The 24,283-nt window shown below is 44.5% G+C and carries 22 protein-coding genes; all 22 read right to left on the bottom strand.

Annotation, left to right across the window (positions count from 1 at the left end):
* Window positions 1-83 precede the first annotated feature (83 nt).
* Entirely contained in the window at window positions 84-2,780 is a 2,697-nt protein-coding gene (ppc, locus tag V7R82_RS04710) for a phosphoenolpyruvate carboxylase (RefSeq protein WP_422388390.1), read from the bottom strand.
* 139 nt (window positions 2,781-2,919) lie between these two features.
* Window positions 2,920-3,279, bottom strand: a complete 360-nt coding sequence (gene rbfA, locus V7R82_RS04705) for a 30S ribosome-binding factor RbfA (protein WP_314761279.1) — start codon at window positions 3,277-3,279, stop codon at window positions 2,920-2,922.
* Between the two features lie 14 nt (window positions 3,280-3,293).
* Window positions 3,294-5,591 carry a translation initiation factor IF-2 gene (gene infB, locus V7R82_RS04700; protein ID WP_338543697.1) on the bottom strand — a complete coding sequence of 766 codons (2,298 nt, stop codon included), beginning with the start codon at window positions 5,589-5,591 and terminating at the stop codon, window positions 3,294-3,296.
* A 38-nt stretch (window positions 5,592-5,629) separates the two neighbouring features.
* Complete coding sequence (locus tag V7R82_RS04695) at window positions 5,630-5,926, bottom strand: L7Ae/L30e/S12e/Gadd45 family ribosomal protein (protein ID WP_338543695.1); 297 nt, start codon at window positions 5,924-5,926, stop codon at window positions 5,630-5,632.
* Window positions 5,923-6,228, bottom strand: a complete 306-nt coding sequence (rnpM, locus tag V7R82_RS04690) for an RNase P modulator RnpM (RefSeq protein ID WP_070755620.1) — start codon at window positions 6,226-6,228, stop codon at window positions 5,923-5,925. Before rnpM ends, V7R82_RS04695 begins: the two co-directional genes overlap by 4 nt.
* 23 nt (window positions 6,229-6,251) lie before the next feature.
* On the bottom strand, window positions 6,252-7,442 hold the full coding sequence (gene nusA / locus V7R82_RS04685) for a transcription termination factor NusA (RefSeq protein WP_291454826.1): 1,191 nt from the start codon (window positions 7,440-7,442) through the stop codon (window positions 6,252-6,254).
* Between the two features lie 21 nt (window positions 7,443-7,463).
* On the bottom strand, window positions 7,464-7,937 hold the full coding sequence (gene rimP, locus V7R82_RS04680) for a ribosome maturation factor RimP (RefSeq protein WP_070755622.1): 474 nt from the start codon (window positions 7,935-7,937) through the stop codon (window positions 7,464-7,466).
* Window positions 7,938-8,058: 121 nt separating this feature from the next.
* Entirely contained in the window at window positions 8,059-8,985 is a 927-nt protein-coding gene (locus tag V7R82_RS04675) for a 2-dehydropantoate 2-reductase (protein ID WP_338543691.1), read from the bottom strand.
* 110 nt (window positions 8,986-9,095) lie between these two features.
* The gene (gene frr / locus V7R82_RS04670) at window positions 9,096-9,617 is read right to left on the bottom strand and encodes a ribosome recycling factor (RefSeq protein WP_373690453.1); all 522 of its coding nucleotides are present in this window, start codon (window positions 9,615-9,617) and stop codon (window positions 9,096-9,098) included.
* 155 nt (window positions 9,618-9,772) lie between these two features.
* The gene (gene pyrH / locus V7R82_RS04665; protein WP_023392068.1) at window positions 9,773-10,495 is read right to left on the bottom strand and encodes a UMP kinase; all 723 of its coding nucleotides are present in this window, start codon (window positions 10,493-10,495) and stop codon (window positions 9,773-9,775) included.
* 87 nt (window positions 10,496-10,582) lie between these two features.
* Window positions 10,583-11,464, bottom strand: a complete 882-nt coding sequence (tsf, locus tag V7R82_RS04660; RefSeq protein ID WP_035364288.1) for a translation elongation factor Ts — start codon at window positions 11,462-11,464, stop codon at window positions 10,583-10,585.
* Between the two features lie 119 nt (window positions 11,465-11,583).
* A complete protein-coding gene (rpsB, locus tag V7R82_RS04655; RefSeq protein ID WP_035364286.1) occupies window positions 11,584-12,348 on the bottom strand; it encodes a 30S ribosomal protein S2 in 765 nt (254 codons plus the stop codon).
* Between the two features lie 201 nt (window positions 12,349-12,549).
* Window positions 12,550-14,076 carry an AMP-binding protein gene (locus V7R82_RS04650; protein ID WP_338543687.1) on the bottom strand — a complete coding sequence of 509 codons (1,527 nt, stop codon included), beginning with the start codon at window positions 14,074-14,076 and terminating at the stop codon, window positions 12,550-12,552.
* Window positions 14,063-15,325, bottom strand: coding sequence for an Mbeg1-like protein (locus V7R82_RS04645; protein ID WP_338543685.1), 1,263 nt, complete (start codon window positions 15,323-15,325; stop codon window positions 14,063-14,065). The genes V7R82_RS04650 and V7R82_RS04645 overlap by 14 nt, the downstream gene beginning before the upstream one ends.
* Window positions 15,326-15,463: 138 nt before the next feature.
* Window positions 15,464-16,045 (bottom strand): hypothetical protein, encoded by a 582-nt coding sequence (locus V7R82_RS04640; RefSeq protein WP_338543683.1) that lies wholly within the window; start codon window positions 16,043-16,045, stop codon window positions 15,464-15,466.
* A 34-nt stretch (window positions 16,046-16,079) separates the two neighbouring features.
* A complete protein-coding gene (gene floA, locus V7R82_RS04635; RefSeq protein ID WP_070755627.1) occupies window positions 16,080-17,072 on the bottom strand; it encodes a flotillin-like protein FloA in 993 nt (330 codons plus the stop codon).
* The gene (locus tag V7R82_RS04630; protein ID WP_338543680.1) at window positions 17,072-17,686 is read right to left on the bottom strand and encodes an NfeD family protein; all 615 of its coding nucleotides are present in this window, start codon (window positions 17,684-17,686) and stop codon (window positions 17,072-17,074) included. The genes floA and V7R82_RS04630 overlap by 1 nt, the downstream gene beginning before the upstream one ends.
* A gap of 74 nt (window positions 17,687-17,760) precedes the next feature.
* The gene (locus V7R82_RS04625) at window positions 17,761-19,389 is read right to left on the bottom strand and encodes a DUF6612 family protein (RefSeq protein ID WP_338543678.1); all 1,629 of its coding nucleotides are present in this window, start codon (window positions 19,387-19,389) and stop codon (window positions 17,761-17,763) included.
* A 133-nt stretch (window positions 19,390-19,522) separates the two neighbouring features.
* Window positions 19,523-20,662, bottom strand: coding sequence for an AI-2E family transporter (locus tag V7R82_RS04620; RefSeq protein ID WP_291432235.1), 1,140 nt, complete (start codon window positions 20,660-20,662; stop codon window positions 19,523-19,525).
* 179 nt (window positions 20,663-20,841) lie between these two features.
* A complete protein-coding gene (clpB, locus tag V7R82_RS04615; protein WP_338543676.1) occupies window positions 20,842-23,445 on the bottom strand; it encodes an ATP-dependent chaperone ClpB in 2,604 nt (867 codons plus the stop codon).
* 150 nt (window positions 23,446-23,595) lie between these two features.
* Window positions 23,596-23,880 carry a rhodanese-like domain-containing protein gene (locus V7R82_RS04610; RefSeq protein ID WP_291428483.1) on the bottom strand — a complete coding sequence of 95 codons (285 nt, stop codon included), beginning with the start codon at window positions 23,878-23,880 and terminating at the stop codon, window positions 23,596-23,598.
* Window positions 23,881-23,890: 10 nt separating this feature from the next.
* Entirely contained in the window at window positions 23,891-24,214 is a 324-nt protein-coding gene (locus V7R82_RS04605) for a metal-sulfur cluster assembly factor (protein WP_070755633.1), read from the bottom strand.
* Window positions 24,215-24,283 lie beyond the last annotated feature (69 nt).

Raw genomic sequence — 24,283 nt, 5'->3', positions numbered from 1 at the left:
TTTAAATTTCATAACGATTTATTATATCAGATTTAAGGCCAAAAGACTAACAAAGGGCTTAGATAAGGGCTTCAGAAGTGTCATCAACCAGAGTTACGCAAGCCAGTTGCAATCCCATTAATGGTAATGTGCAAAATCTTGCTAGCCAAAGGACTGAGCGGTTCTTGACGAGACCGTCTAATCAGTTCCACCTGTAAGTAATTAAGGGCATTGAAGTAAGGTAGACGCATGGCTAAGGAATCACGCAGGTAATTATTTTGTGCCAATAGTTGCACTTCCCCTTCTATTTGTAAGAGGAGATCCTTGGTGCGTTGCCACTCTGTCTCTAGGGTTTGGAAAATAGCTTGTCCCTCAGGATCCTCAACTAGTTGGCTATAGTAACGCGCCACTTCCATATCAGACTTAGCCAAGACCATGTCTACATTAGATAGTAAAGCCCGGAAGAATGGCCATTCTGCATACATTTCTTGTAATAAAGCTAGATGACTAGGGTCTTCTTCAATAAAACGTTGGAAGGCGGTTCCTACACCATACCAACCTGGGAACATCATGCGACTCTGTGACCAAGAGAAGACCCAAGGTATAGCCCGCAGACCATCAATATCGGTCACCTTCTTACGTGAGGCAGGACGAGATCCAATATTAAGCTGGCTAACTTCCTTAATTGGCGTTGCTTGGAAGAAGAAATCGGAGAAGCCAGGAGTTGCAAAGACTAATTGGCGATAGGCTTGATAGCTCCAATCAACCAAGCGATTCATAACTGCTTCATAAGGTTTGCTGTCTTGCACTTCATGGGCTAACAAGACGTGAGACAAGGAGGCCACTAACATGTTTTCCAATTGATAATAGGCTGTGTCGGGATTACCATACTTGGTCCCAATGACTTCACCCTGCTCTGTCACCCGCATCAAACGGTTAATAGTCCCAATAGGTTGAGACATAATGGCCTCATAACTTGGACCACCGCCACGTCCGACGGTTCCCCCACGACCGTGGAAGAAGCTAATGGTAATGCCCTCTTCCCTACCTAAACGGGTTAATTTATTCTGTGCTAGATAGAGAGCCCAGCCAGAAGCAAGGTATCCCCCATCCTTGTTGGAATCCGAATAGCCTAGCATAATTTCCTGACACCAATCTTGACTTGCTAGCCATTTCTGAACAAGAGGTAGGCGCAAGTAAGTAGTCATGACCTCTAGGGCTTCTTCTAAGTCTTCAATGGTCTCGAAGAGTGGCACTAGTTGGACATGTGCCCAGTCAGGGCCGATTAAGCCTACTTCCTTGAAGAGCAAAGCCAACTCTAACAAGTCAGAAACAGAAGTAGTATGAGAAATAATATGGCGTTTGATGATGCGATGGCCCAAACGATTTTGTAGGTCAGCGACGGCTTGATAAATAGCCATCTCACGATTCAGAATATCAGATGGTTGATTTAAGGCGCTCGATAAGCGACGAGGTTCTTGGGTTAACTGGTGTAAGAGGCACTGGATTTTGCTTGCTTCATCTAGCTGACTATAATTTTCCTCAACCTTGGATTGTGCCAATAATTCAGCCACACAAGCCTCATTGATACTGGAGTCTTGTCTTAGGTCGATACTGGCTAAATGGAAACCAAATATTTCTGCACAAACAATTAAGGATTCTAGAGGAGCTAAAGTGTGTGACTCCTTACCATCAGCCTTAAGTGCAGCAAGGACAATGTTTAAGTCAGCCTTGAAGGTCTCGGCATCTGGATAGGCTTGGACTTGAGGCTGAGAATCCTCCCCTAAAATTAAGGATTTGCTAGCGCAAAGGCGATTCTTAATGGTGTTTAAGGCCTTACGATAGGGCTCCTTCTGGCGGAAAATAGAGTAATCTCCAGAAACTTCTGCTAAAGCAGCCAATTCTGGGGTCACAGACACCAAATCACTGGAGAAAGAATAGCGGCGATAAAGCTGATCCAGGCTACTTAAGTAATAGTCTAAAATGACTTGTGATTGAATGTGGGCAGTCAGGCGTAAGGTTTCCGCAGTCACATAAGGGTTGCCATCTCGATCCCCACCAATCCACATGCCCATGGTAATGGGCAGGGCTTGCTGTGACTCTATCTCCATTGAATCTAGGGCTTGGCGATAATTAAGGGTAATATCTGTAATACTTTCAATCAGAGATTTCTGATAATAAGTCATAACATTGGCGATTTCGTTTGCGACTTGTAGCTTCTGCTCGCGAATCAAATCTGTGCCTAAGATAATTTCAATGACGGCTTCAAGCTCGTGTTGCCAAGCTTGTCTGTCTAAAAATTCCGGTCTCGTGTTACGATAATCCCTTAAAAGGCCATAAAGCTTATCCATGAGATCTAACATGGACTTACGTTGAACCTGAGTTGGGTGAGCCGTTAAGACTGGCTCAATGGTCATGGGACGTTCAAGCACTTGTCCCTTGCCTGCTTGCTTGATGGCAGCCAATGTAGCCGGCAACTCCCCTTCTAAATCAGTGTGACGACAACGTTTCATTTTAATCTGACTAGCTAACTCCACGTCTTCTGCGATGTTAATCAGGAATGGCAAGGCCGAGAAGTAACGGGCTACTAGCGCTAAATCTTCTTCAGCCAGTGGCTGAATAGCTGCCACATAAGCCGAGTAGTCCCCTTGATCCGCTAAATTCTTAAGCTTGGCTAATAAGGCTTGCTGCTGGGGTGAGGTCATGGAAGTAAAGGCTCGCTCAAGAGCATCTGTAAGAAGCTGAGATAAATGCGTAACTTGACTCTGTTGAATCTGGTTTTCAATATTCACGGATGTCACCTTCTCTTTGGCAAAAATATCTAACTCTTATTATAGGTTAAATAGACTAGTTAAACAAGTCGCCCTCCTCATACTTGTGCTGACTAAGTCACATTTTGAGCCATCAAAAAAGAGACTAGGCTAAGCTAGTCTCTTTGGCTTATTCTGCTTGATCTTGTTGATGAATTTGGTTGAGTAATTGATCAATGCGATTTCCGTAGTCTACAGAACGGTCACGTTCGAAACGGATTTCAGGTGTCTTGTAGAGCTTGAGAACCTTGCCCAGTTCACTGCGAACCAGACCTGTTACTGCCTTGAGCCCTGCTTCCGTCTTCTGACGCTCACCAGCTTTATCACTCAGTGTTGAGTAGAAGATGGTCGCCTGTTGCAAGTCGCCTGTTAAATCCACATCGGTAATGGTCACCCCTTCGATACGCGGATCTTTGGCTTCGCGTAGCAAAATGCGGTTGACTTCACGCATGATTTCTTGGCGTACACGGCCTACACGATAGTTTGCCATAGGCTTGCTCCCTCCTAGCTACGTTTGACTTCAACCATACGGTATGGTTCGATGATGTCGTCAATTTTAATGTCGTTATAGTTTTCAATCATAATCCCGCACTCAAAGCCCTTAGTAACTTCTTTGGCATCGTCTTTGAAGCGTTTGAGACTAGCTAGTTCGCCTTCATAGATGACAATGTTGTCACGAATAATCCGAACCTTGCTGTTACGTTGGATGAAACCATCCAAGACATAAGAACCTGCAATTGTCCCAACCTTAGAAACGACGAAAGTTTCACGAACAACCACTTGACCGGTAATTTCTTCCACGTATTCAGGATCTAGCATACCCTTCATGGCTGTTTCGATCTCCTCGATGACATTGTAGATAATGCGGTGGAGACGAATATCGATTTCGTTATCGTTGGCCAAGGAACGCGCTTGTGGCGTAGGACGCACGTTAAAGCCGATAACAATGGCACCTGAAGCTTGAGCCAGGGTAATATCACTTTCGTTGATGGCACCTACTGCTTGGTGGATAATGTCCACACGGACGCCTTCAACATCAATCTTCTGAAGACTAGCGGACAAGGCTTCAACGGAACCTTGTACGTCGCCTTTGATGATGACATTAACAGACTTGAGCTCGCCTTCTTGCAAGCTCTCGAACAAGTTGTCCAAGGTCACCTTCTTCTTAAGGTCACGCATAGCCAACTGAGCACGTTTAGCACGTTCTTCACCTGCCGCACGAGCAGATTTTTCGTCTGGGAAGACTACAAAGAGGTCACCCGCTTGCGGCGCGTCATTCAAACCAGTGATTTCAACTGGCGTTGCAGGACCCGCTTGGCGAATACGACGGCCAGCGTCGTTGACCATGGTCCGGACTTTACCGTAGGCATTCCCGACAACGATTGGATCCCCCACATGAAGGGTCCCTTGTTGTACCAAGAGAGTTGCCGTTGAACCTTGAGACTTGTCTAAACGGGCTTCGATAACGGTCCCGATAGCCAAGCGTTGAGGATCAGCCTTCAATTCTTCCACTTCAGAAACTAAGAGAATCATCTCCAAGAGTTCTTCAATGTTTTGATTGAACTTAGCAGAAATTGGCACGAAGATAGTTTCCCCACCCCATGCTTCTGGAATCAAACCGTGCTCGGTTAATTCTTGCATGACGCGATCAGGATTAGCCCCAGGCTTATCAATCTTGTTAATAGCAACGATGATTGGAACATCAGCCGCTTTGGCGTGGTTAATAGCTTCAACCGTTTGAGGCATGACCCCGTCATCCGCTGCTACCACGATGATGGTGATGTCAGTAACATCCGCACCACGGGCACGCATAGTGGTGAAGGCCTCGTGACCAGGCGTATCTAAGAAGGTAATTAACTTGTCGTTAATCTTAACTTGGTAGGCCCCGATATGCTGGGTAATCCCGCCGGCTTCACCTTCGGAAACGTTGGTATTACGCAATTGGTCCAAGAGAGTGGTCTTACCATGGTCGACGTGCCCCATAATGGTGACAACTGGTGGACGTGTGACTAAGTTTTCAGGCTTAATTTCTTCTTGGGCGAAGTGACGTTCCAAGTCAGCATTATCAATGACCACTTTTTCTTCTGCTTCTACCCCATATTCCATGGCAATTAATTCAATAACTTCCTTGGAAAGCGCTTGGTTTTGGTTGGCCATAACCCCTAACATGAGGAGTTTCTTGATGATTTCACTAGCGTCACGGTGGAAGAGCTTAGCAATCTCTTGGATATTCATACCTTCCGTGTAGACTAACTTCTCTGGCAATTCCTTATGCTTACGAGCAGTAATCCCCTTGGATTCGGTCACGTTAGCATTTTGACGGTTGTGACGACCACGGTTCTTACGGCGGCTACCACCACCTCGGCGGTTAGAGTCAAAGTCTGCTTGGTTATGACGTTGATTTTGGTTGTTAGGCTGTTGGCCATTATGGCGGTTACCTTCAGGCTTAGCCTTGGCTTGGCCTTCATGTTTTTTAGCAGACTCTTGGACATGTGGCTTCTTAGCTTGCTTGTTGCCTTGGTGGGCTTGATTTTGGCCTTTGTTTTCAGACTGTTTGTGACCTTGCTTGGCTTCAGGCTTAGCCTTAGGCGCTTGCTTGTCTTGTTTTGGCTTTTGCGTAGCTTTCTCTGCCGGCGCAGCCTTTGGTTGACGCAGTAAGCGTTCCAATTCTTGAGTTTGTCCCTCGGTCATGGAGGACATATGGCTATTGAATTCAATACCATTTTTCTTTGCCAATTCTAATACAGCCTTGGAGCTCATATTATGTGCTTTGGCAAATTCATATACGCGACTAACTGTCATTGTCTCACCTTCCTATTCCTAAGAATTGGTCAGTAGGGCTAATAGGAAAGATAGGTCTTAGCCATCCCCTGGTTGGTGATGGCCACGATTGAACGACTCTTTCCTACAGCGTGACTGATTTGTTCTCGGTTAAATGTCATATCTAGTGGAACATGATAGCGCTGGGACCAATCCTGATAACGTGTACGGGTAGCGTCACTTGCATCTTGGGCACAGATGACCAAGGCCACACGCCCGCGTTTAATGGCTTTCTCGACGAGTTCGTCACCACTAATCAGGTTACCCGACCGGTTGGCCAGGCCTAACATGTTCAGTTTCTTTTGTTCTGGTGTCATAGTAATTCTTTACGCGCCTGTTGATGATCAATATAGGCATAGAGTTCATCGTAGAAGGCGTCATCCACTTTCATACTGAAAGCACGGTCAAAGGTCCGTTTCTTCTTGGCTTCCAAGGCCAGATTGCGGTCTAGGCCAATATAGGCACCACGACCATTTTGACGACCACTTGGATCAATCGAAATCTGTCCTTCTTTGGATTTGACCACCCGTACCAGTTCCTTCTTAGGGAACATGGTCTGGGATACAATACATTTACGCATTGGCACCTTACGTGGTGCTTGCTGTTTCTTCGTTTGCATCGGGTCCCCTCCTTCGCTCAGCCCTATTCTTCGCCAGCAGGTTCAGCTTCAAGCTTTACATCTTCTACTTCAACTGCTTGGTCCAGTGTTTCAGCTGGAAGTTCTTCTGCTAAATCCTCTTGACTAGCTTCAGCTGCAGCTTGAGCTTCTAAGGCTAAAGCCGCTTGCTCTTCTAAGTAGTCAGCATAAGAAGATTCTGACTTGATATCAATTTTATAGGTCGTCAAACGAGCAGCGAGGCGGGCATTTTGACCCCGTTTACCGATGGCCAAGGATAATTGGTTATCCGGTACTACCACGATGCAGGCATGCGCTTCTTCGTTGAAATCAACCTTGAGAACTTGAGCAGGGCTCAAAGCATTTTGGATGAAGACAACTGGATCTTCATTCCATTCGATGATGTCCATATTTTCGCCGTTGAGTTCGTTAACGATAGCTTGAACACGTTGACCACGTGGGCCCACACAGGTCCCAACAGGGTCAATATTCTTGTCGCGTGAACGCACTGCTACCTTGGCACGGTCACCTGCTTCACGAGCGATGGCCATGACTTCAACCGTACCATCGTAGATTTCTGGTACTTCCTGTTCGAATAGGCGGCGCAAGAAATCATTATGTGCGCGGCTGACCACGATTTGTGGGCCCTTGCTTGTCTTATCAACCTTGGCTACATAAACCTTAATGCGTTGATCAGGTTCAAATTGTTCGCTAGGGATTTGTTCCCCAAGTGGCATAATAGCTTCCACACGACCAATATTGACATAGATAAAGCGGTGATCTTGACGTTCTACTGTCCCAGTCATGATTTCATCTACATATTGACTAAATTCCTCGAAGATATTCTCCCGTTCAGCTTCGCGAATACGTTGCATGATGACGTGCTTAGCTGTCTGAGTCGCAATACGACCGAAGTCCTTAGGTGTCACTTCGAATTTGATTTTGTCGCCAATTTCGTAAGCGCGGTTAATCTTGAGCGCCTCTTCTAGGCTGATTTCTAAGGTCGAATCATAGTTGGTTTCTACAACTTCTTTGACCGAGTAGACCTTAATGGTGCCCTTATTCTCATCGAATTGGACCTCCACGTTTTGGGCTTGGTCATAGTTTTTCTTATATGCTAGAGCTAAGGCAGATTCCAGGGCTTCCTTAATGACTTGGCGAGAAATCCCCTTTTCTTCTTCTAAAACCTGCATTGCTTTAACAAGTTCCTTACTCATTGTCTATCCTCCAGTAGTCTATTAGAACTTAATAGCCAGACGCGCTTTGGCGATGGCTTGGCGTTCGATTTCTAGTTGTTTTTTGACAGTTTTAATTTGGACAGTCAGCGTAACTTTGTCATCTGTCACAGCTTCTAAAGTCCCTTCATGGCTCTTAGCACCGTGTTGTGGCGCATAGTAGTCTAAATGCACATACTCACCTATTGCCTCTCGCAAGGCCTGATCAGTTTTCAATGGCCGTTCCGCCCCTGGTGATGAGACCTCTAAGAAATAAGCCTCAGGGAATGGATCAGGCTTAATACTATCCAGATGTTCGCTGATTTGCTCACTGATGGCCGCACAGTCATCAATGTCAATCCGTCCTGGTTTATCCGCATAGATGCGAAGGAACCAAGACTTACCTTCCTTGACATATTCCATGTCAACCAAGTAGCAGCCGTTGGCTTCTACTATCTCAGTAATGGCTGGTGTCACCTTATCTAAAATTGCACTCATAGTTCACCTCATTCTCTCATGCAAAAAGAGCAAGCGTCACCGCTCACTCCTTTCCAACTTGATTTCGACTGTATACATTATACCACAAAGAGCCTAAGTGTCAAGCCTTTGGCCTCAGCTACTAGGCGCGCACCCCAATTTGACGCTCCTTAACATGGATGAACTCGGTCACCATCTTGCAGTAAGGTGTATCAATGCCTAAATCGGCCCCCATACGTGCAACAGCCCCATTGATGTAGTCAATTTCAGTTAGGCGTTTTTGTTGAACCAGATCTTGGTGCATTGATGGATAGTGACCTGCTAACTTAACGGATAAGTCCATAAGGTACTGGTAAATTTTCTCTTCATCTAGGACAATACCTTTGGCTTTGGCGACGGTGATGAACTCGTGCATGAGTTGACGAACGATTAAGCGCCCCTCTTCTGAAGAGAAGAATTCTGCAATGGTACAATCTGTTAAGGCACAAGTAGAGTTCATGGTCCCATTGACACAGGCCTTAGTCCAAATAGCCTTAAAGACTTCTTGGTCATATGTCGCATTAAGCCCAGCTTGGTTAAGTAAAGCTTCTACCTCTAGGCCAACTTCTTTACCGCTTGGGTCAAGCGCACAGAAATTAATGGTCCCGGAATCTTTGAGACGTACTTGCCCCGGACCAAGAAGGACAGCAGTCCAAACGGTTACCCCCATCATAATATTGTGTGGATCCACGTATCGTTTAATGACTTCTTCATGCCCTAAACCATTGAGCAGGCAGAAAACCTTGGTGTGCTGATCACGTAAGTGAGCCGTTTCCTTCAAAGTTGTCTCCAATTGGTGGGCTTTGACGAAGAGAATCATGAGGTCACAGACTGGCGCATCTTGCCCAAAAGGCCGAATATCCAAGGCTACTGTCTTGTCTTGGTCGCCAGTAATAATTAAGCCTTTTTCTTTGATTGCTTGAATGTGGTCTTGCCATCCATCAAACAAGACGACTTTTTGGCCAGCTTCAGCCATTTGGTAGCCGAAACGGCACCCCATTGCGCCGGCACCTACAATATAGGTTAACATAACAAGTCCCCTCCTATGTAAGTTTATTAACTAACTTCATTATAGCACTTTTTAGGTAAGAAAAAAAGACGCAAATCCTGCTATACAACAGAATCCACGTCTATAAAGTCTTATTTTTCTAAGATTTCTTTTTCTTTTTCAGCCGTTAATTTTTCGATTTCTTTGACGAAGTCGTCTGTTAACTTTTGAATGTCTTTTTCAAGACCTTTCAAATCATCTTCGGTGATTTCCTTGTTCTTCTCTGCCTTCTTAGCATGGTCAATGGCATCACGACGGATGTTACGAACACGGACCTTAGCCCCTTCTTGTTCCTTACCAACGGTTTTAGCCAATTCTTGACGACGCTCTTGAGTCAAGGCCGGAATGACCAAACGCACCACAGACCCATCGTTAGATGGCGTAATGCCCACATCACTCATTAAGATCGCTTTCTCGATATCCCCTAGGGTTCCTTTGTCATAAGGGGTAATCAAGAGCATACGCGCCTCTGGAATGGTGATGGATGCTAATTGGTTAAGTGGAGTTGGTACGCCATAGTATTCAACACTAATACGGTCTAAAATGCTGGCATTAGCACGCCCAGCCCGAATAGAACCTAACTCGCGTTGGTAGGCGTCAACGGTCTTTTGCATACGTTGCTTAGTATCTTTGATTAATTCAGTAGTCATTGAGACAGCCTCCTGCATATTTTGTACTAACTTATTATAGCATATTTAATCAAGCTTGAGTATAGCCTATTTTATCCAAAAAGAGCGCCCCAGAGACTAGGAGACGCTCTTAAAAATCATTATTTGCCGCCAACGACCGTCCCGATGGATTCACCCAAAACTACCCGACGAATGTTACCAGGTTCATTCAAGTTGAAGACAACCAATGGAATATCGTTATCCATGCTGAGCGAGCTAGCGGTAGAGTCCATAACCTTTAGACCCTTAGCAATAACATCTAAGTGGGACAAGTTGTCGAACTTAGTTGCATTGGCATCCTGGCGTGGATCAGCATCGTAGACACCATCCACATTGTTCTTAGCCATCAAGATAACGTCTGCGTTCACTTCCGCAGCGCGCAAAGCGGCTAGAGTATCAGTTGAGAAGTAAGGGTTCCCGGTACCTGCTGCAAAGATAACCACGCGGCCCTTTTCTAAGTGGCGGATAGCACGACGACGGATAAATGGTTCCGCAATTTGGCGCATATCGATTGAGGTTTGAACCCGAGTTGGCACGCCATTGTTCTCCAGAACATCTTGTAGGGCTAAGGAGTTCATAACAGTCGCTAACATGCCCATGTAGTCAGCTTGCGCCCGTTCCATGCCCATCTCAGCCCCTGTAATCCCTCGCCAAATATTGCCACCACCGACAATAATAGCGATTTCTACGCCTAGGGCGTGAACTTCTTTAATTTCCTTGACCATTTCTTTGATGGTTGCTGGATCAATACCAAAGCCAGATTGTCCAGCCATGGCTTCGCCGCTTAATTTCAAGACGACACGTTTGTATTTCGGTTCTACCATTTTCCTTACTCCTTACCTTGATTTGCCTGAAGAGTCCGTTTTTCAGAAAAAGCCCCAATCACTTGGGGCTTAGTCAATTAGACGAGCTTATTTACCCATTTGGGCAGCCACTTCGTCTGCAAAGTTATCTTGACGTTTTTCCATACCTTCGCCGACTTCATAACGGACAAAAGTTTTCACTTTGCCGCCCTTAGAAGCTACGAATTCAGCTACTGTTTGGTCAGGATTCTTAACGAATGCTTGTTCAGTTAAGCTGATTTCAGCTAAGTATTTGTTCATACGACCTTTAATCATTTTCTCAACGATGTTAGCTGGTTTGCCTTCGTTGAGGGCGATTTCGGTTTGGATCTTTTCTTCGTGTTTGTAGTCTTCTTCAGATACATCTTCACGGCTTACGTAACGTGGGTTGATCGCTGCAACGTGCATGGCAACGTCTTTAGCAGCCACAGAATCGTCAGAACCTTCGATAACAGTTAAGACACCAATACGGCCACCCATGTGGAGGTATTCACCGAAAGCATCGCCATCAGCTTTAGACAATACTTCGAAACGACGAAGAGAAAGCTTTTCACCGATAACGGTTGTACCCTCTAAGATTAATTCTTCGATTGTCTTGTCGCCAACTTTAACAGCTAAAGCTTCTTCCATAGTAGCTGGTTTTGCTTCAGCAATAGCTTTAACAACAGTTGCTACTAAAGCTTGGAACTTGTCGTTCTTAGCAACGAAGTCAGTTTCAGAGTTCAATTCGATTAAGGCAGCAGTGTTGCCGTCTACATAAGTAGCAGTAACCCCTTCAGCTGCGATACGGTCAGCTTTTTTAGCAGCTTTAGCTAAACCTTTTTCACGCAAAAAGTCTACCGCTTTGTCGATGTCGCCTTCAACTTCAACTAAAGCTTTTTTAGCGTCCATCATACCGACGCCAGTCATGTCGCGTAATTCTTTTACTAATTTTGCAGTAATGTTTGCCATTTTGTATGTTTCCTCCTCAGGTCTTATAAAAAACTGTCTCAACACAGGTCCCTAGCCTTGAGCCTATGGTTATCCTCCTGAATTAAGACAGTTCATGCTTATACTAAGTTAAGTAACGCTTAGGCTTCTTGGCCTTCGTTTGATTCAAACAAGTTGTCGAAGAAGGCTTTGTCAGTTGATTCTTCAGCGACAGCTTCTACAACCCCTTGGTTGCTTTCGATAACAGCGTCAGCCATAGCACCAGCGATTAAGCTGATAGCGCGGATAGCGTCATCGTTAGATGGGATTACTACGTCGATTTCATCTGGGTCACAGTTAGTGTCGACCATAGCAACGATTGGGATGTTTAATTTTTGAGCTTCTTGAACCGCGATGCGCTCTTTACGTGGGTCCACGATGAAGATAACATCTGGAATTCTTGGCATGTCTTTGATCCCGCCTAAGAATTTCTCTAAACGCTCTTGTTCCTTACGGATTTCGATAACTTCTTTCTTAGGAAGTACTTCGAAGGTCCCGTCTTCAGCCATTTTTTCGATAGCTTTCAAGCGACGGATACGGCCTTGGATAGTGTCCCAGTTAGTCAAGAGACCACCCAGCCAACGGTGGTTGATGTAGTATTGACCTGAACGTACTGCGTGTTCTTCAACAGCTTTTTGAGCTTGTTTCTTAGTACCAACGAAGAGTACTACACCGCCGTCAGCTGCTGCTTCACGCATGTAGTTGTATGCTTCGTCAACTAATTTAACGGTTTTTTGTAAGTCGATGATGTAGATACCGTTACGTTCTGTAAAGATGTAACGCTTCATCTTAGGGTTCCAACGACGAGTCTGGTGACCGAAGTGTACACCAGCTTCTAATAATTGCTTCATAGAAATTACTGACATTTCTATACCTCCATTTGGTTTAATATTTTTCCTCCGAACGTGTCACCTAGCAAGGAAACTTGGTTACCCAAGCACCGTCCTCACTATCAACGAACGTGCGAATTGGTGCATCAGGTGATGCAACCTTATATAATATACACCATCTCATAAGAAAAAGCAAGGCCTAAGTTATGTCAAACCTTGCTCTATATCTCGAATTGCTCAACTAAATATCTGTTGGCTAAGCGCTAGCCGTTGGACCTTCATGGTTGCGGTTCGTGGAATCTCTCCCCACTCCAAGATAATTGCTTGGTTGAGGTGAGGCATATCCGCGGTCACTTCCCACCATGCTTGCCAATCCATGGTCATGCCACCGTTGACTGCAATAACCGGCTGTGCATAGCCCTTTGGGTCTCTAATAATGACCACTTCAGCCAAAAAATCCAGTTTATCCAAAAGAACATCCTCTAATGCAAGTGTACTTGGTAGATCCTCAACTAGATCGACTTGGCGATCTTGGAGATAGAGATGGCCCCGCTGATCTATATAACCGTAGTCGCTGCTATCCCACCAGTCACCATAGACATTTTCAGCAAATCGCTCTTCTTCTTGATAGTAAGTTAGCGCCCTGCCCTTGGAATAGAGTTGGATATGTCCTGGTTGGCCTTGCTTGACAGGATTACCCTCAGCATCACATATTCTGGCCTCGGTTAAGTCGCCTAGGCCTAGTCCCATGTCTCTGGCTTCGAGATTAGCTAAGCTTCTTAAGCGATGGGCTCTTAAAATCATAGGCCCACATTCACTTTGTCCGTAGACCTGTAGGAAGACAGGATGGTTAGCCTTAGCTGCCTTCAAGAATGAAGCCATGGTATCGCCATTAATGGCATCAAAAGTCGAATGGAAGTACTTAGTTTCCTTAAAGAGGTCCGGATGGCCCTGTGCTAGACCACGCCACTGAACAAAATGATTAGGATGAGTTTCCACTGCATAAGGTGGGTGTGCTCTGAAAGCAGCCTCCACTGAAGATAGGTCAGGATTCGATAGCGGCATCATGGGAAAGCCCAAGGACATAAGGCTAGAAACCCCAATATTGAAACGTGAATGCACAGGACTAACCAAAAAACTACAGAGTTTTCTCTCTTGCATCAGGTCTAAGACCCGCTTCTGCCAGAGGGTCCGCCAGCCCATGCTAGAGCAAGAGTGACAGATAAGCTTTGGAATTCCAGTTGTGCCCGATGTATGGGTCATATAGGCAATAGCATCTAAATCGAACTTAGTTGACTCAAGCTCATTTACTTCTTTCGCATCTAGTATAGAGTCAAGACTTAAGTAACTTGAGCCATTTGGAGTGGCAAGTTGTGACACATTTTTAGCCGTTTTCTGGTCGTAAATTAAGGCATGTCCTTGCCCCAGTCTTTGGCCGAAGACCTTAATAACCTCAGCTCCTAAGTGATAGGACACCATAACTGGTACCGCACCAAGTTTAGTCAAGGCAAGCGCTAAAAGATAGGTGTCAAAAGCAGGCGCCTTATAGACCATGACCATAGTCCCAGCCTTAATACCTAATCTGGCTAACTGCTTAGCACGTCGATCAATGGATTTTAAAGCATCCTGATAGCTAGTTTCAAGACCTAATTCCGGGAAAGCAGCTAAAGTCTGATCAAAATAAATGGGAACACGAGGCCATTTGCGACTAGCAGTCGCAAAGTTATCATAGAGATTGAGAGGCTCATAATCAAATCGCGCCATGCTCTGTTTCCTCACTTTTGGCTTGTGGGTCCCCTTCTTCTTCTACTTGCTTATTTTCAGATTTACCTGGCAATAGGGCGTCAGGAACTAGGTCCTTGATGAAGCTTGTGGCACTATCTATCTTGCCTTGAACGACTTCCAAGAAGTTGGCATTTGTTTCATCCCCCTGCTCCTTATAGATGGCTTGGAGCTGAGCGAATCCTTCTTTTAGCAAGTCACTATCCTCTGTATCACGGATTTCACGTTGTAGCGAGATAAGAAACATGAGGAAATTGTCGCCTATCTCATTCAAGGTTTCAATACCTGTAGCCTCAATAATGCCAAATATGGCACCGAAGAATTCTTCTAACTCTTGGGCAGAATGCTGGTCAACCCATTGACCAAGGGTAGCTTGAAGACGCTGACTCCCTGGGGTTACCGACTCTACTTCCTTGAAACTTATCTTATCGATTTGCCAGTTCTCTAGCAGGTGTTGCATCATGCTAATGCCTTTGCAGGCGACCACCTTGGCTTGAACTGTATGGAAGAGAATCTGACTGACCACCGCATCCTCTGGCTGGAAGGCATGAATCTTGGACTCAATGGCCAAATAGCCCTCTGTCTCTAGAAAATCCCTTTGGTAACCCGGCCCGTCATAAGCATAAATGGCCGACACTTGATTCTGTAGCTTTTTATCAAGTTGACTAGCGGCATAAATTGCTAAGTTGGCTCCTTTGGAGTGACCGGCTATAATATATTGCCCATCAAATTCAGTCATGACTTTGGTCAGGTATTCTCTAGCAGCATCCTGAGCCGGCACCTGGGTTTGGTGGCTCATATTGAAGTCTTCCTTCCAACCCACAATCGTTTCATCTGTCCCACGGAAGACTACCAAATAGGTATTAACTTCCGGAATATAGAAGGTTGCCGCCGCAAACTGCTTCTCTAACTTGAGGTCTAAGTCGGATTGAAAGCCGAAAATCTGAATATTACGATAGCGTGATGCTTGGGCTGCGGCCTTGGCTACCTCAAGACGCCCCTTGGAAATTAAGAAAGGATTTTCCTCTTGAATTTCTTTTTTGTCTTGCGCAAATTGCTGGTAAAAATCCATCACAGAAATGGCTTTTGATTCGGATATAACATGACTGACATAATCATCTAACTTGAGATAGACCATTTCGACCATAACTGCAATATCTACCTCATTGAGAGGTTGGAGCTCAAAATCAACATGGCCGATATTCTTAATATACTGTTTAAAATCTGACATTTAGTCATCCCTCTTTTCTGGACACAGTAATCCTACTTTCATCCTAGCACTTTAGGCAATAAAAGCAAGTTTCCTGATTATTTTGTGTCTAACTATACACAAAAAGAGGCAGGAATCACTTCCTACCTCCATTCCATATCATTTAGATTGATACTTTGGTTTGAGAATCTCACTATAAATAACCGCATCCTTAAGGGTCTTGCGATTGAGCTTGGTGAGTTTAGAACCAGGCCCTGTATGGTGGTGATTAGAAGCACCTATACGTTCAAGTTGAATGGCATCTGTATCAGATTCGGCTAAGGACCAATCTTGGTCACTGACACCCCACCGATCAGCCAAGGACGCTTCCATTTGAGCTTGAGCCTGATCAAACTCAACCTCGTCCAACATAGACTGTCCCGCTTCGCCTTTTGCTTGTAAGAGATTATCAGCCTCAATTTCCTCAGCACCTAGAGCTTGGTCTAATTCTTGGTTAAGATAATCAATCTTATCTTCTAATGAGGCTCTCTCCTGATCAGTGAGATTAGGATCCTGTGCTGCAGCCATGAGCACATTCAATTGAGCTGACAGATTTCTTAGTGAATACTGAGGGTCTACTTGTGGCATTGGGTTCTGGCGGAATCTTGCTTGCTTGCCCGCCGCATTATCACGAATCATGTCCCGAATTTTAGGGATGAGGAAAGACGCAAGGAAAATCAGCAAAAAGATATAGCCTCTCATTGGTTAACTCCCCTTTCATCATGACTTAAGTGTCCTATTCAGAAATCACTGTGTCGCCGGCTGGTTTTTCATCCTTAGCAATGGATTCACGCATGGCAGTATCGGCTTGGATATTTTGTAATTGATAGTAATCATGAATGCCTAGGTTGCCTTTACGGAAAGCTTCGGCAATAGCTAATGGCACTTCAGATTCTGCTTCAACCACTTTAGCACGCATGCGTTGTACTTCGGCCAACATTTCTTGTTCTTGGGCAACCGCGAAGGCACGACGTTCTTCAGCCTTAGCTTGAGCAATCTTCTTGTCTGCTACAGCTTGGTCAGCTTGCAATTTAGCCCCGATGTTACGGCCCACATCAACGTCCGCAATATCAATGGATAGAATCTCAAAGGCAGTCCCTGAGTCTAAACCTTTACGTAAAACAGTTTGGGAAATAGAGTCTGGGTTCTCTAGGACAATGGAGTGCTTAGCGGCACTACCTACGGTCGTAACAATCCCTTCACCAACACGGGCAATGATGGTTTCTTCACCAGCACCCCCGACTAAACGTTCGATATTGGCACGTACGGTCACTTTAGCTTTGGCCTTAACTTCAATCCCGTCCATAGCGACACCCGCAATAATTGGGGTTTCAATTACCTTAGGGTTAACCGATACTTGAACGGCTTCAAAAACGTTACGCCCTGCCAAATCAATAGCAGCTGCTTGTTCGAATTCCAAGTCAATATTGGCACGTTGAGCCGCAATTAAGGCATCAATGACCATGTTGACATTCCCACCTGCTAAATAGTGGGCTTCAAGTTCATTTGTATTAATGACTAAGCCTGCTTTGGTTGCCTTAATCATTGGGTTAATAATCATTTTTGGCACAACCCGCCGCAAACGCATCCCGATTAAATTCCCAATCCCCACTTTAACACCAGAGAAGTAGGCGGTAATCCATAAACCTACTGGTACAAAGCGGAAGAAGAGGCTAATCAGTACTAATAAGACGATAATTAATAAACCTAATGGAATCCATCCATTCATTATGCTTCTCCTCCTTTTCTAACAACAAGTGTCCCTTGGCTAACAGCCTGCACCGCAACCGTCGCCCCTTGACTAATAAAGTTGTGGGCACTCCGCGCTTCATAGACCTGGCCATCTACTTCGACTTTACCAACCGGCTTCAAATCTGAAATAGCATGTCCTGGGTGGCCAATGAGCGGGTGATCAGCACTAGCTGCCTGGTCTCCTTGTCTTCCTCGAGCATGAGAGTTAATCTGCGCATCTAGAATTAAGGCTTCATTGACCTTAATAGAAAGGCCAAACTTCAATAGGACGAAGAAGACTGTCACACTGACAAGTCCAATCCCGAAGAGTAAGAGCCAGGTCTCTTGCCAATTCTGTGTATGGTATTGGAGTACCAAGCCCATGACAACTGAGCCAATAAGGCCTGCAAAACCTGTTTGTGGTAAGTAGAACTCTAAGATGACCATGACTACCCCAACTGAGAAAATGATAAAGGGTAAGAGTCCATCAGACTGCCAAGCTTCAAAATACCAAGCAAAGGAAGCTAATGCTAAAAGTGCTGTCGGCAACTTCTGCTTGAAGAAGAGCGTGGCCGTCGCAAAAGCAACCCCCAACAAGATAAGTAGATACACGAGTTATTCCTCCTCTCAAGTTTCTAAGTCTATTATAGCACTTTCACTAAAGTCTGAAAACTATTTATACAAACTTACCAATTCGATTCTTCAGAAGATGAGAGCTCTTCAATTGGTCTAGCATCTTTGGCCTCGCTAGGAAGCTCAAATTTCATATCTGAGACCTTATTATGGCGACTAAAGGAAATTTTAGCATGCTGGATGTGGGGGCTCCCTTCTATTTGGGTCTCTACCTTCAAATCAAGTGATTGGAGATAATGTTCCTTTTTAGAAACCTCTACAGTCAAACTAAACTTGCCTTGCCTTTCATTTGAGTCTGTCTCCGTCAAATCCATTAGCAAGTCTCTTGACAAATCACCAAGGAGGCCAAGGTCATGGCCTTGCAATTTCAACAAGTAACTTGTTTCCGATTCTTCAACGGTCATTTTTTCAGTTAGCTTTTTGTCTGCTAAGACTGTCATCAGGCGCTGGTATTCTGGTTTGATATCCTCTGTTTTAGCTGTCGATATCGTGTACCATTGGGTATTGAGACGCCCATAAAAGGTTTTGTCATTCAAGCTCTTGATGATTTCAACGAACCGGCCATCAGGATAGCCATGATCTAGAATACCAAAGTAATGAAGACCAATTATTTGCCCAACCTTATCATAGGCCATGTCACCTTCTAAGGCTGTGACATTGGTCTTGTCATCAGATAGGATAATTTTCTCGAAGGACATGAAAACCGAAGAAAGTAGCCGCTCTCGCCATGCTTCTTCCATGATTTGACTAGCCTTAGGAGAGGACTCACGACTTTGGCTGGAGTCAGTAGCTTCACTTGTTTCATCACTTGATTCAGTCCTATCAGAACTGCTGTCCTCTTCCAAGACAGCCTCTTGCGTCCATGGAGCCAAGGTCAGATCTTTCTCGGAGACTTGATTAATATCTGCTACCGATAGCTCTGCGGACCGCTGTTCTTGATCGTCTTGATAGTAATAGTTTAAGCCCTTAAGATTAAAATCCTTCTGGTCGATGACAAGCTCAAGACTACTTTTTTCTTGGCCTACTTTATCTCGCCCAATACTAAAGAGGAAAAGGTGGGTTAAGGACTGGTCCTTGTCACTGATGTAGACATGATAACTCGAATCTTTAAGTTCAACCTTAGCGTATGGGGCATCAAGTAAAATAATGGACGTAAGAATATCCTGGTAATTGACATAGGCAAAGGGGTAAGTTATCTGCCTATAGCTATTCTGATTAGCCTCTGATTTCGTATACAAAAGATAGTCATCTTGAGCTTTCTTAGTCAAGTAATACTCAAATTTAAGTATGCCAGCCAAATTGAATTCTTCATGATTAAAGGAAAGAATCGGCTCACTCTTCTGGTCATCACTGGCTTCAAATTTGTTCCAGGCTATATAGGCATCTTCACTTGGCACAGAAAACTCCTTAGTTTTTCGAGAGGTCTTTGCTGTAAGTTTAACACTTAAAACCTTTTGTCGCGCTTGCTCTAGCTTATCCTGTAATTCAGGGAAGGTCATACGCTCAGACTCTTCAGATATCAATGAACCTCCCTCACTTGCTTTAGAACTTTCCTCATTAGAACTTACCTCAGAGGAAGCATCTAAAATAGGTGGGCGTGCAGCGACACTTTGGCCCATATAGTTGACAAGAAAAATTAATCCTAAACAGCCAACTAACAATTGCTTAGTCAAGTGTTTCATCTTATTGACCTCCTTACCCTCGAGTACTTAAATCAAAGGATAAATTTGATGGTTCAATTATAACATAAAGCCTTTACAGTCACCAAATAATCCTATTAAAATAGCGAGAGCATGACTGCTCTCGCTATCTAACTTATTCAAGAATAGTCAAGGTTTGGCGTTTCTCCCGCATAAGAACGTCACGACCTAATAATTTGTAAAGGGTCGCTGCTAATGGAATCCCAAGAATCATGCCTGAAATCCCCATTAAGCCCCCACCGACTGTGAAGGCCACTAAGACCCAGAGACCTGGTAACCCAATAGAACCTCCCACCACACGTGGATAGATTAGGTTCCCTTCCAGTTGCATGATAATGATGACCATGACCAGATAAAAGAGCGCCTGGCTTGGTGAAACAGCCAATAGCATGAGAGTCCCTACTGCTGCAGAGATATAGCCACCAATAATAGGAATTAAGGCCATAACCCCAGCAATCACTCCTAACATACCCGCATATGGCAGATTGAAGATGCTGGCTGCAACAGTGACTAGGCTGCCCAGAATGATGCCTTCCAAGGTCATCCCCACGAAGAAATTAGTGAAGGATTCATTCATTAGGCGAATAATATCTAAGAGAGTCTGAGCGTGGCTAGGTTTCAAGTAGGCCATAATGAGCCGCTTACCTTGTAGTAAAAGACGTTCCTTAGACCCCAAAATATAGAGGGCAACCATCAAGGACAGGATGGAGTTAATAGTATTAGATGCCACCCCAGTAATTGTCGTAAAGGTAATGTTTAAGAAGTTAGAAGACAAGCTGTTAAGAACTGTCATGGATTGTTGAATCAGGCTACCCCAGTTGATATTAAGCTGTGACATGAGGGTCTGCAGCTGAGGAAAATAAGCATCATACTCTTCAATCGCCTTCTGTAGCCAAGTGCTGACACTTGGAATTACCTCAATAAAACGACTAATAGCGGTCGATAACTGTGGTAAGACTAGGACCAGAATCATAATAACCGCCAAGACAAAAGTCAAGAGGGATAAGAGCATCGATACTGGTCGCTTCAGTTCTTTAATCAACGGCATTTTTACCTGTAACTTAGACAAAAGCCTTTCGTAGCGAACCATAAGTAGATTCAAGATGTAGGCAAAAATAGCCCCGTTAATAATTGGTCCTAAAGTCTTATAGATTGAGCCGACTAAGCCCATAATGGAATTCCAGTTCCATACAACCAAGACAATGAGGGTGATTAAACCAATGTATTTCATAATATATTTATCGTAGCGTGCCATAGCGCTCCTCCTAGCAATCCTAATCAAGCAATAAGTCATTGGGATTGTCAAAAATCACGAGAGATTAACTCTTTATGTTTAATTTTACCTTACGCTAGGCTAGAAAGAAAGTCAAGTAAATAAGAAGGCCTTGCACATTAAAAAAGATGACTAAGTTAACTTAGTCATCTTACTCGCCCTTATTCTTGATTAGGTTTTGATTCAAAGACAAGGTGGTCATCTTCTAACTGCACCATCACATGCGAGTTAGGTTGTATGTCCCCGGCAATGATAGCCTTAGCTAATGGCGTTTCTAATTCACGCGTCATATAGCGCATGAGTGGACGTGCCCCGTAGACTGGATCATAGCCATTATGAGCTAACCAAGTAGCTGCTTGATCATCTAGCTCTAGGCTAATATCTTGGTAAGCCAAACGTTCTTGCAGACTCTTCAAGAGTTTGAAGACAATCTTATTCATGTGGCTTTGTGCCAATGGTGTAAAGAGTACGGTGTCGTCAATCCGGTTGAGGAACTCTGGCTTGAAGTGTTGACGCAAGAGTTGACGCACTTGAGCCGCTGTCTCTGGATTGATGCTGCCATCGTCCTCTACTCCTTCTAACAAAAGGCTTGAGCCAATATTAGAGGTCATAATCAGCACTGTATTCTTGAAGTCAACAGTCCGACCTTTAGAGTCGGTCAAGCGACCGTCGTCAAGAACTTGGAGTAGGATATTGAAGACGTCTGGATGAGCCTTCTCAATTTCATCTAATAAGACAATAGTATAAGGTGTCCGACGTACGGCTTCTGTTAATTGACCGCCCTCTTCATAACCTACGTAGCCTGGAGGAGCCCCTACCAGACGAGAGACATTGTGTTTCTCCATATACTCGGACATATCGATTCGGACCAGATGGCTTTCTGAGTCAAAGAGGGTTTCTGCCAAGGCTTTAGCTAACTCTGTCTTCCCTACCCCAGTAGGTCCTAAGAAGAGGAAGGAACCGATTGGACGGTTAGGGTTTTGTAAGCCTGCACGAGAACGTAAGACAGCTTCCGCTACCTTATCGACTGCCTCGTCTTGGCCAATAACGCGTTCATGTAGGGTATCGCTAAGCTTAAGTAATTTTTCACGTTCACCTTCCACCAGTCGATTAACCGGAATTCCTGTCAATCGACCTACAACCTGCGCGATTTCTTCGTCAGTCACTGATTCTTGGGTCAGACGTTCATGACGTGGCACAGTTTCTTTGGCTTCAAGTTCTGCTAGTTCCTTCTCTAATTGCGGAATCTTACCATGGCGCAGGACGGCTGCCTGTTCCAAATCATAGCTAGCTTCCGCTTCTTCGAGTTGGTGACGAGCCGCTTCTAACTCCAGGCGTTTGTCACGCATTTTGTTTGAAGCTTCTTTTTCGATTTCCCAACGCATTTTGAGCATGTTGGCTTGTTCGCGTAAATCAGCCAATTCTTCTTGTAAGTTCTCTAAGCGTTTCTTACTTGCTTCGTCGTGTTCTTTCTTAAGTGCTGCTTCTTCGATTTCGAGTTGCATGAGACGACGATTGACTTGGTCCATTTCTGTCGGCATAGAGTTAATTTCCACCCGAATGGTAGCACAGGCCTCGTCCACTAAGTCGATAGCCTTATCAGGTAAGAAACGATCGGTAATGTAGCGATTGGACAGGATAGCTGCTGCCACCAAGGCGTTGTCATGAATGTTAACCCCATGGTGGATTTCGAAGCGTTCCTTAAGCCCCCGCAGAATGGAAATGGTATCTTCCACGGTCGGCTCTTGAACAAGTACCCGTTGGAAACGACGTTCCAAAGCCTTATCCTTTTCAATGTTCTCACGATATTCGTCTAAGGTAGTGGCACCAATACAGTGCAACTCCCCACGCGCCAACATAGGTTTGAGCAAGTTGCCGGCGTCCATAGCGCCATCTGTCTTACCAGCCCCCACAATCAGGTGAATCTCATCAATGAAGAGCAAGATTCTGCCTTCTGACTGTTTCACTTCCTTAAGAACGGCCTTGAGACGTTCTTCAAATTCACCGCGATACTTGGCTCCGGCAATCAAGGCCCCCATATCAAGGCTGTAGATTTCCTTATCTTTGAGGTTCTCAGGTACATCGCGTCTTACAATACGATGGGCTAAACCTTCCACAATGGCAGTCTTACCAACACCTGGTTCCCCGATTAAGACTGGGTTGTTCTTGGTCTTACGTGATAGGATTCGGATGACATCCCGAATTTCTTCATCACGTCCGATGACTGGATCTAGTTTATTCTCTCTTACGGCTTGGACAAGGTTTGTAGCATACTTGGCTAAAGCTTCATAGGTTTCTTCTTGGTTTTGTGAAGTCACGCGTGATCCTCCTCTCAATTGATCGATACGTTCTTTTAATTTAGACTCACTGATATCATGTTGATTCAAGAATTGAGTCAAGGGATTGCCCTTTTGTTTGTAGAGTGCCAATAGAACAACTTCAGTAGATAAAAATTCATCCTTATTGTCCTTAGCAATCTGGTTAGCTACTGCAAAAAGTTGGTTAAGTCGTTGACTAATGGCTTGGCCATACTGGACATTGCTTCCTGATACGACACTGATTGCGTCAATCTCCTTGTTGACTAGTTGGCGAAATTCTTCCATAGGAACGCCAATTTCTTCATAGAGACGTGCCGCAAATTCATTAGGTTGAATCAGAACATGCCAGAGATGAGGAATATCAATTTCCTGATGTTGCCGGGTAATGGCAATCTGTTGCGCTTGACCCAAAGCTTCTTGCATGGTTGTTGTCATTTTTTCAATCATCTTAGCACCTTCCTTTATAGTTGTTTGGTCAAAAATAGTCAGTGTTTTTAGTGTTTAATAATAGCCCAATCTTGGGCACATTCTTAGTATAGACCAAAAGTCAAAAAAGGTCAAGAGTTTTCTCTGACCTTTTTTGACTTTAAACTTTTCTTAACCTTTTAAGCCAGGTGTATAGTTGTAAATATTGCTGAAGCCCGCTGCTTCGAGACTTTGTGCCACACGGCGTGACTTAACACCTCGGTTACAGTAAACCGCAATTGGCAACGTCTTATCTCTATCAGCTAAATCCGTCAAGATAGTTTCCTCAGGATGATGAAGTGCTCCCTCCATATGACCTTCTTCATAATCCGCTTGAGACCGGACATCAATGACTAGTCCCTCCGGATTTTGTGCTTTGAAATCCTCAACGGCTTGTAAATCTGCTAACTCACGCATAATATCCCTCCTATAATTTAACGCCTAAGGCGATACGGGCATAGCGACTCATGCGACTTGGGTCCCAAGCTGGATACCAAACCAACTCAACCTTAACTTCTTTAATTTGGTCAATCTTAAGCAAAGCCTGTTTGACATCATTGATGATAACATCTGCTAAAGGACAACCAATTGTGGTCAAAGTCATCTGAACTTCACAGACCCCTTCTTCGCTTAAATCGACTTCATAAACCAAGCCAAGATTGACGATATCAATTCCCAGTTCTGGGTCAATCACTTCTTCCAAAGCGGTTTGAATCTGGGTCTGTAGTTTTTCTGTTAGTTCTTGACTCATGGTCACAAGCCCCTTTCCTTGGCAATTACTCCTTCATTGTAAGCTATTTAGTAGAAAAATCAAGCATCT

The organism is Abiotrophia defectiva ATCC 49176, from assembly GCF_037041345.1.
In the GTDB taxonomy this organism is placed as follows: Bacteria; Bacillota; Bacilli; order Lactobacillales; family Aerococcaceae; genus Abiotrophia.
The sequence above is the reverse complement of the archived record's forward strand: the minus strand, read 5'-3'. Positions and strand labels throughout refer to the sequence as shown.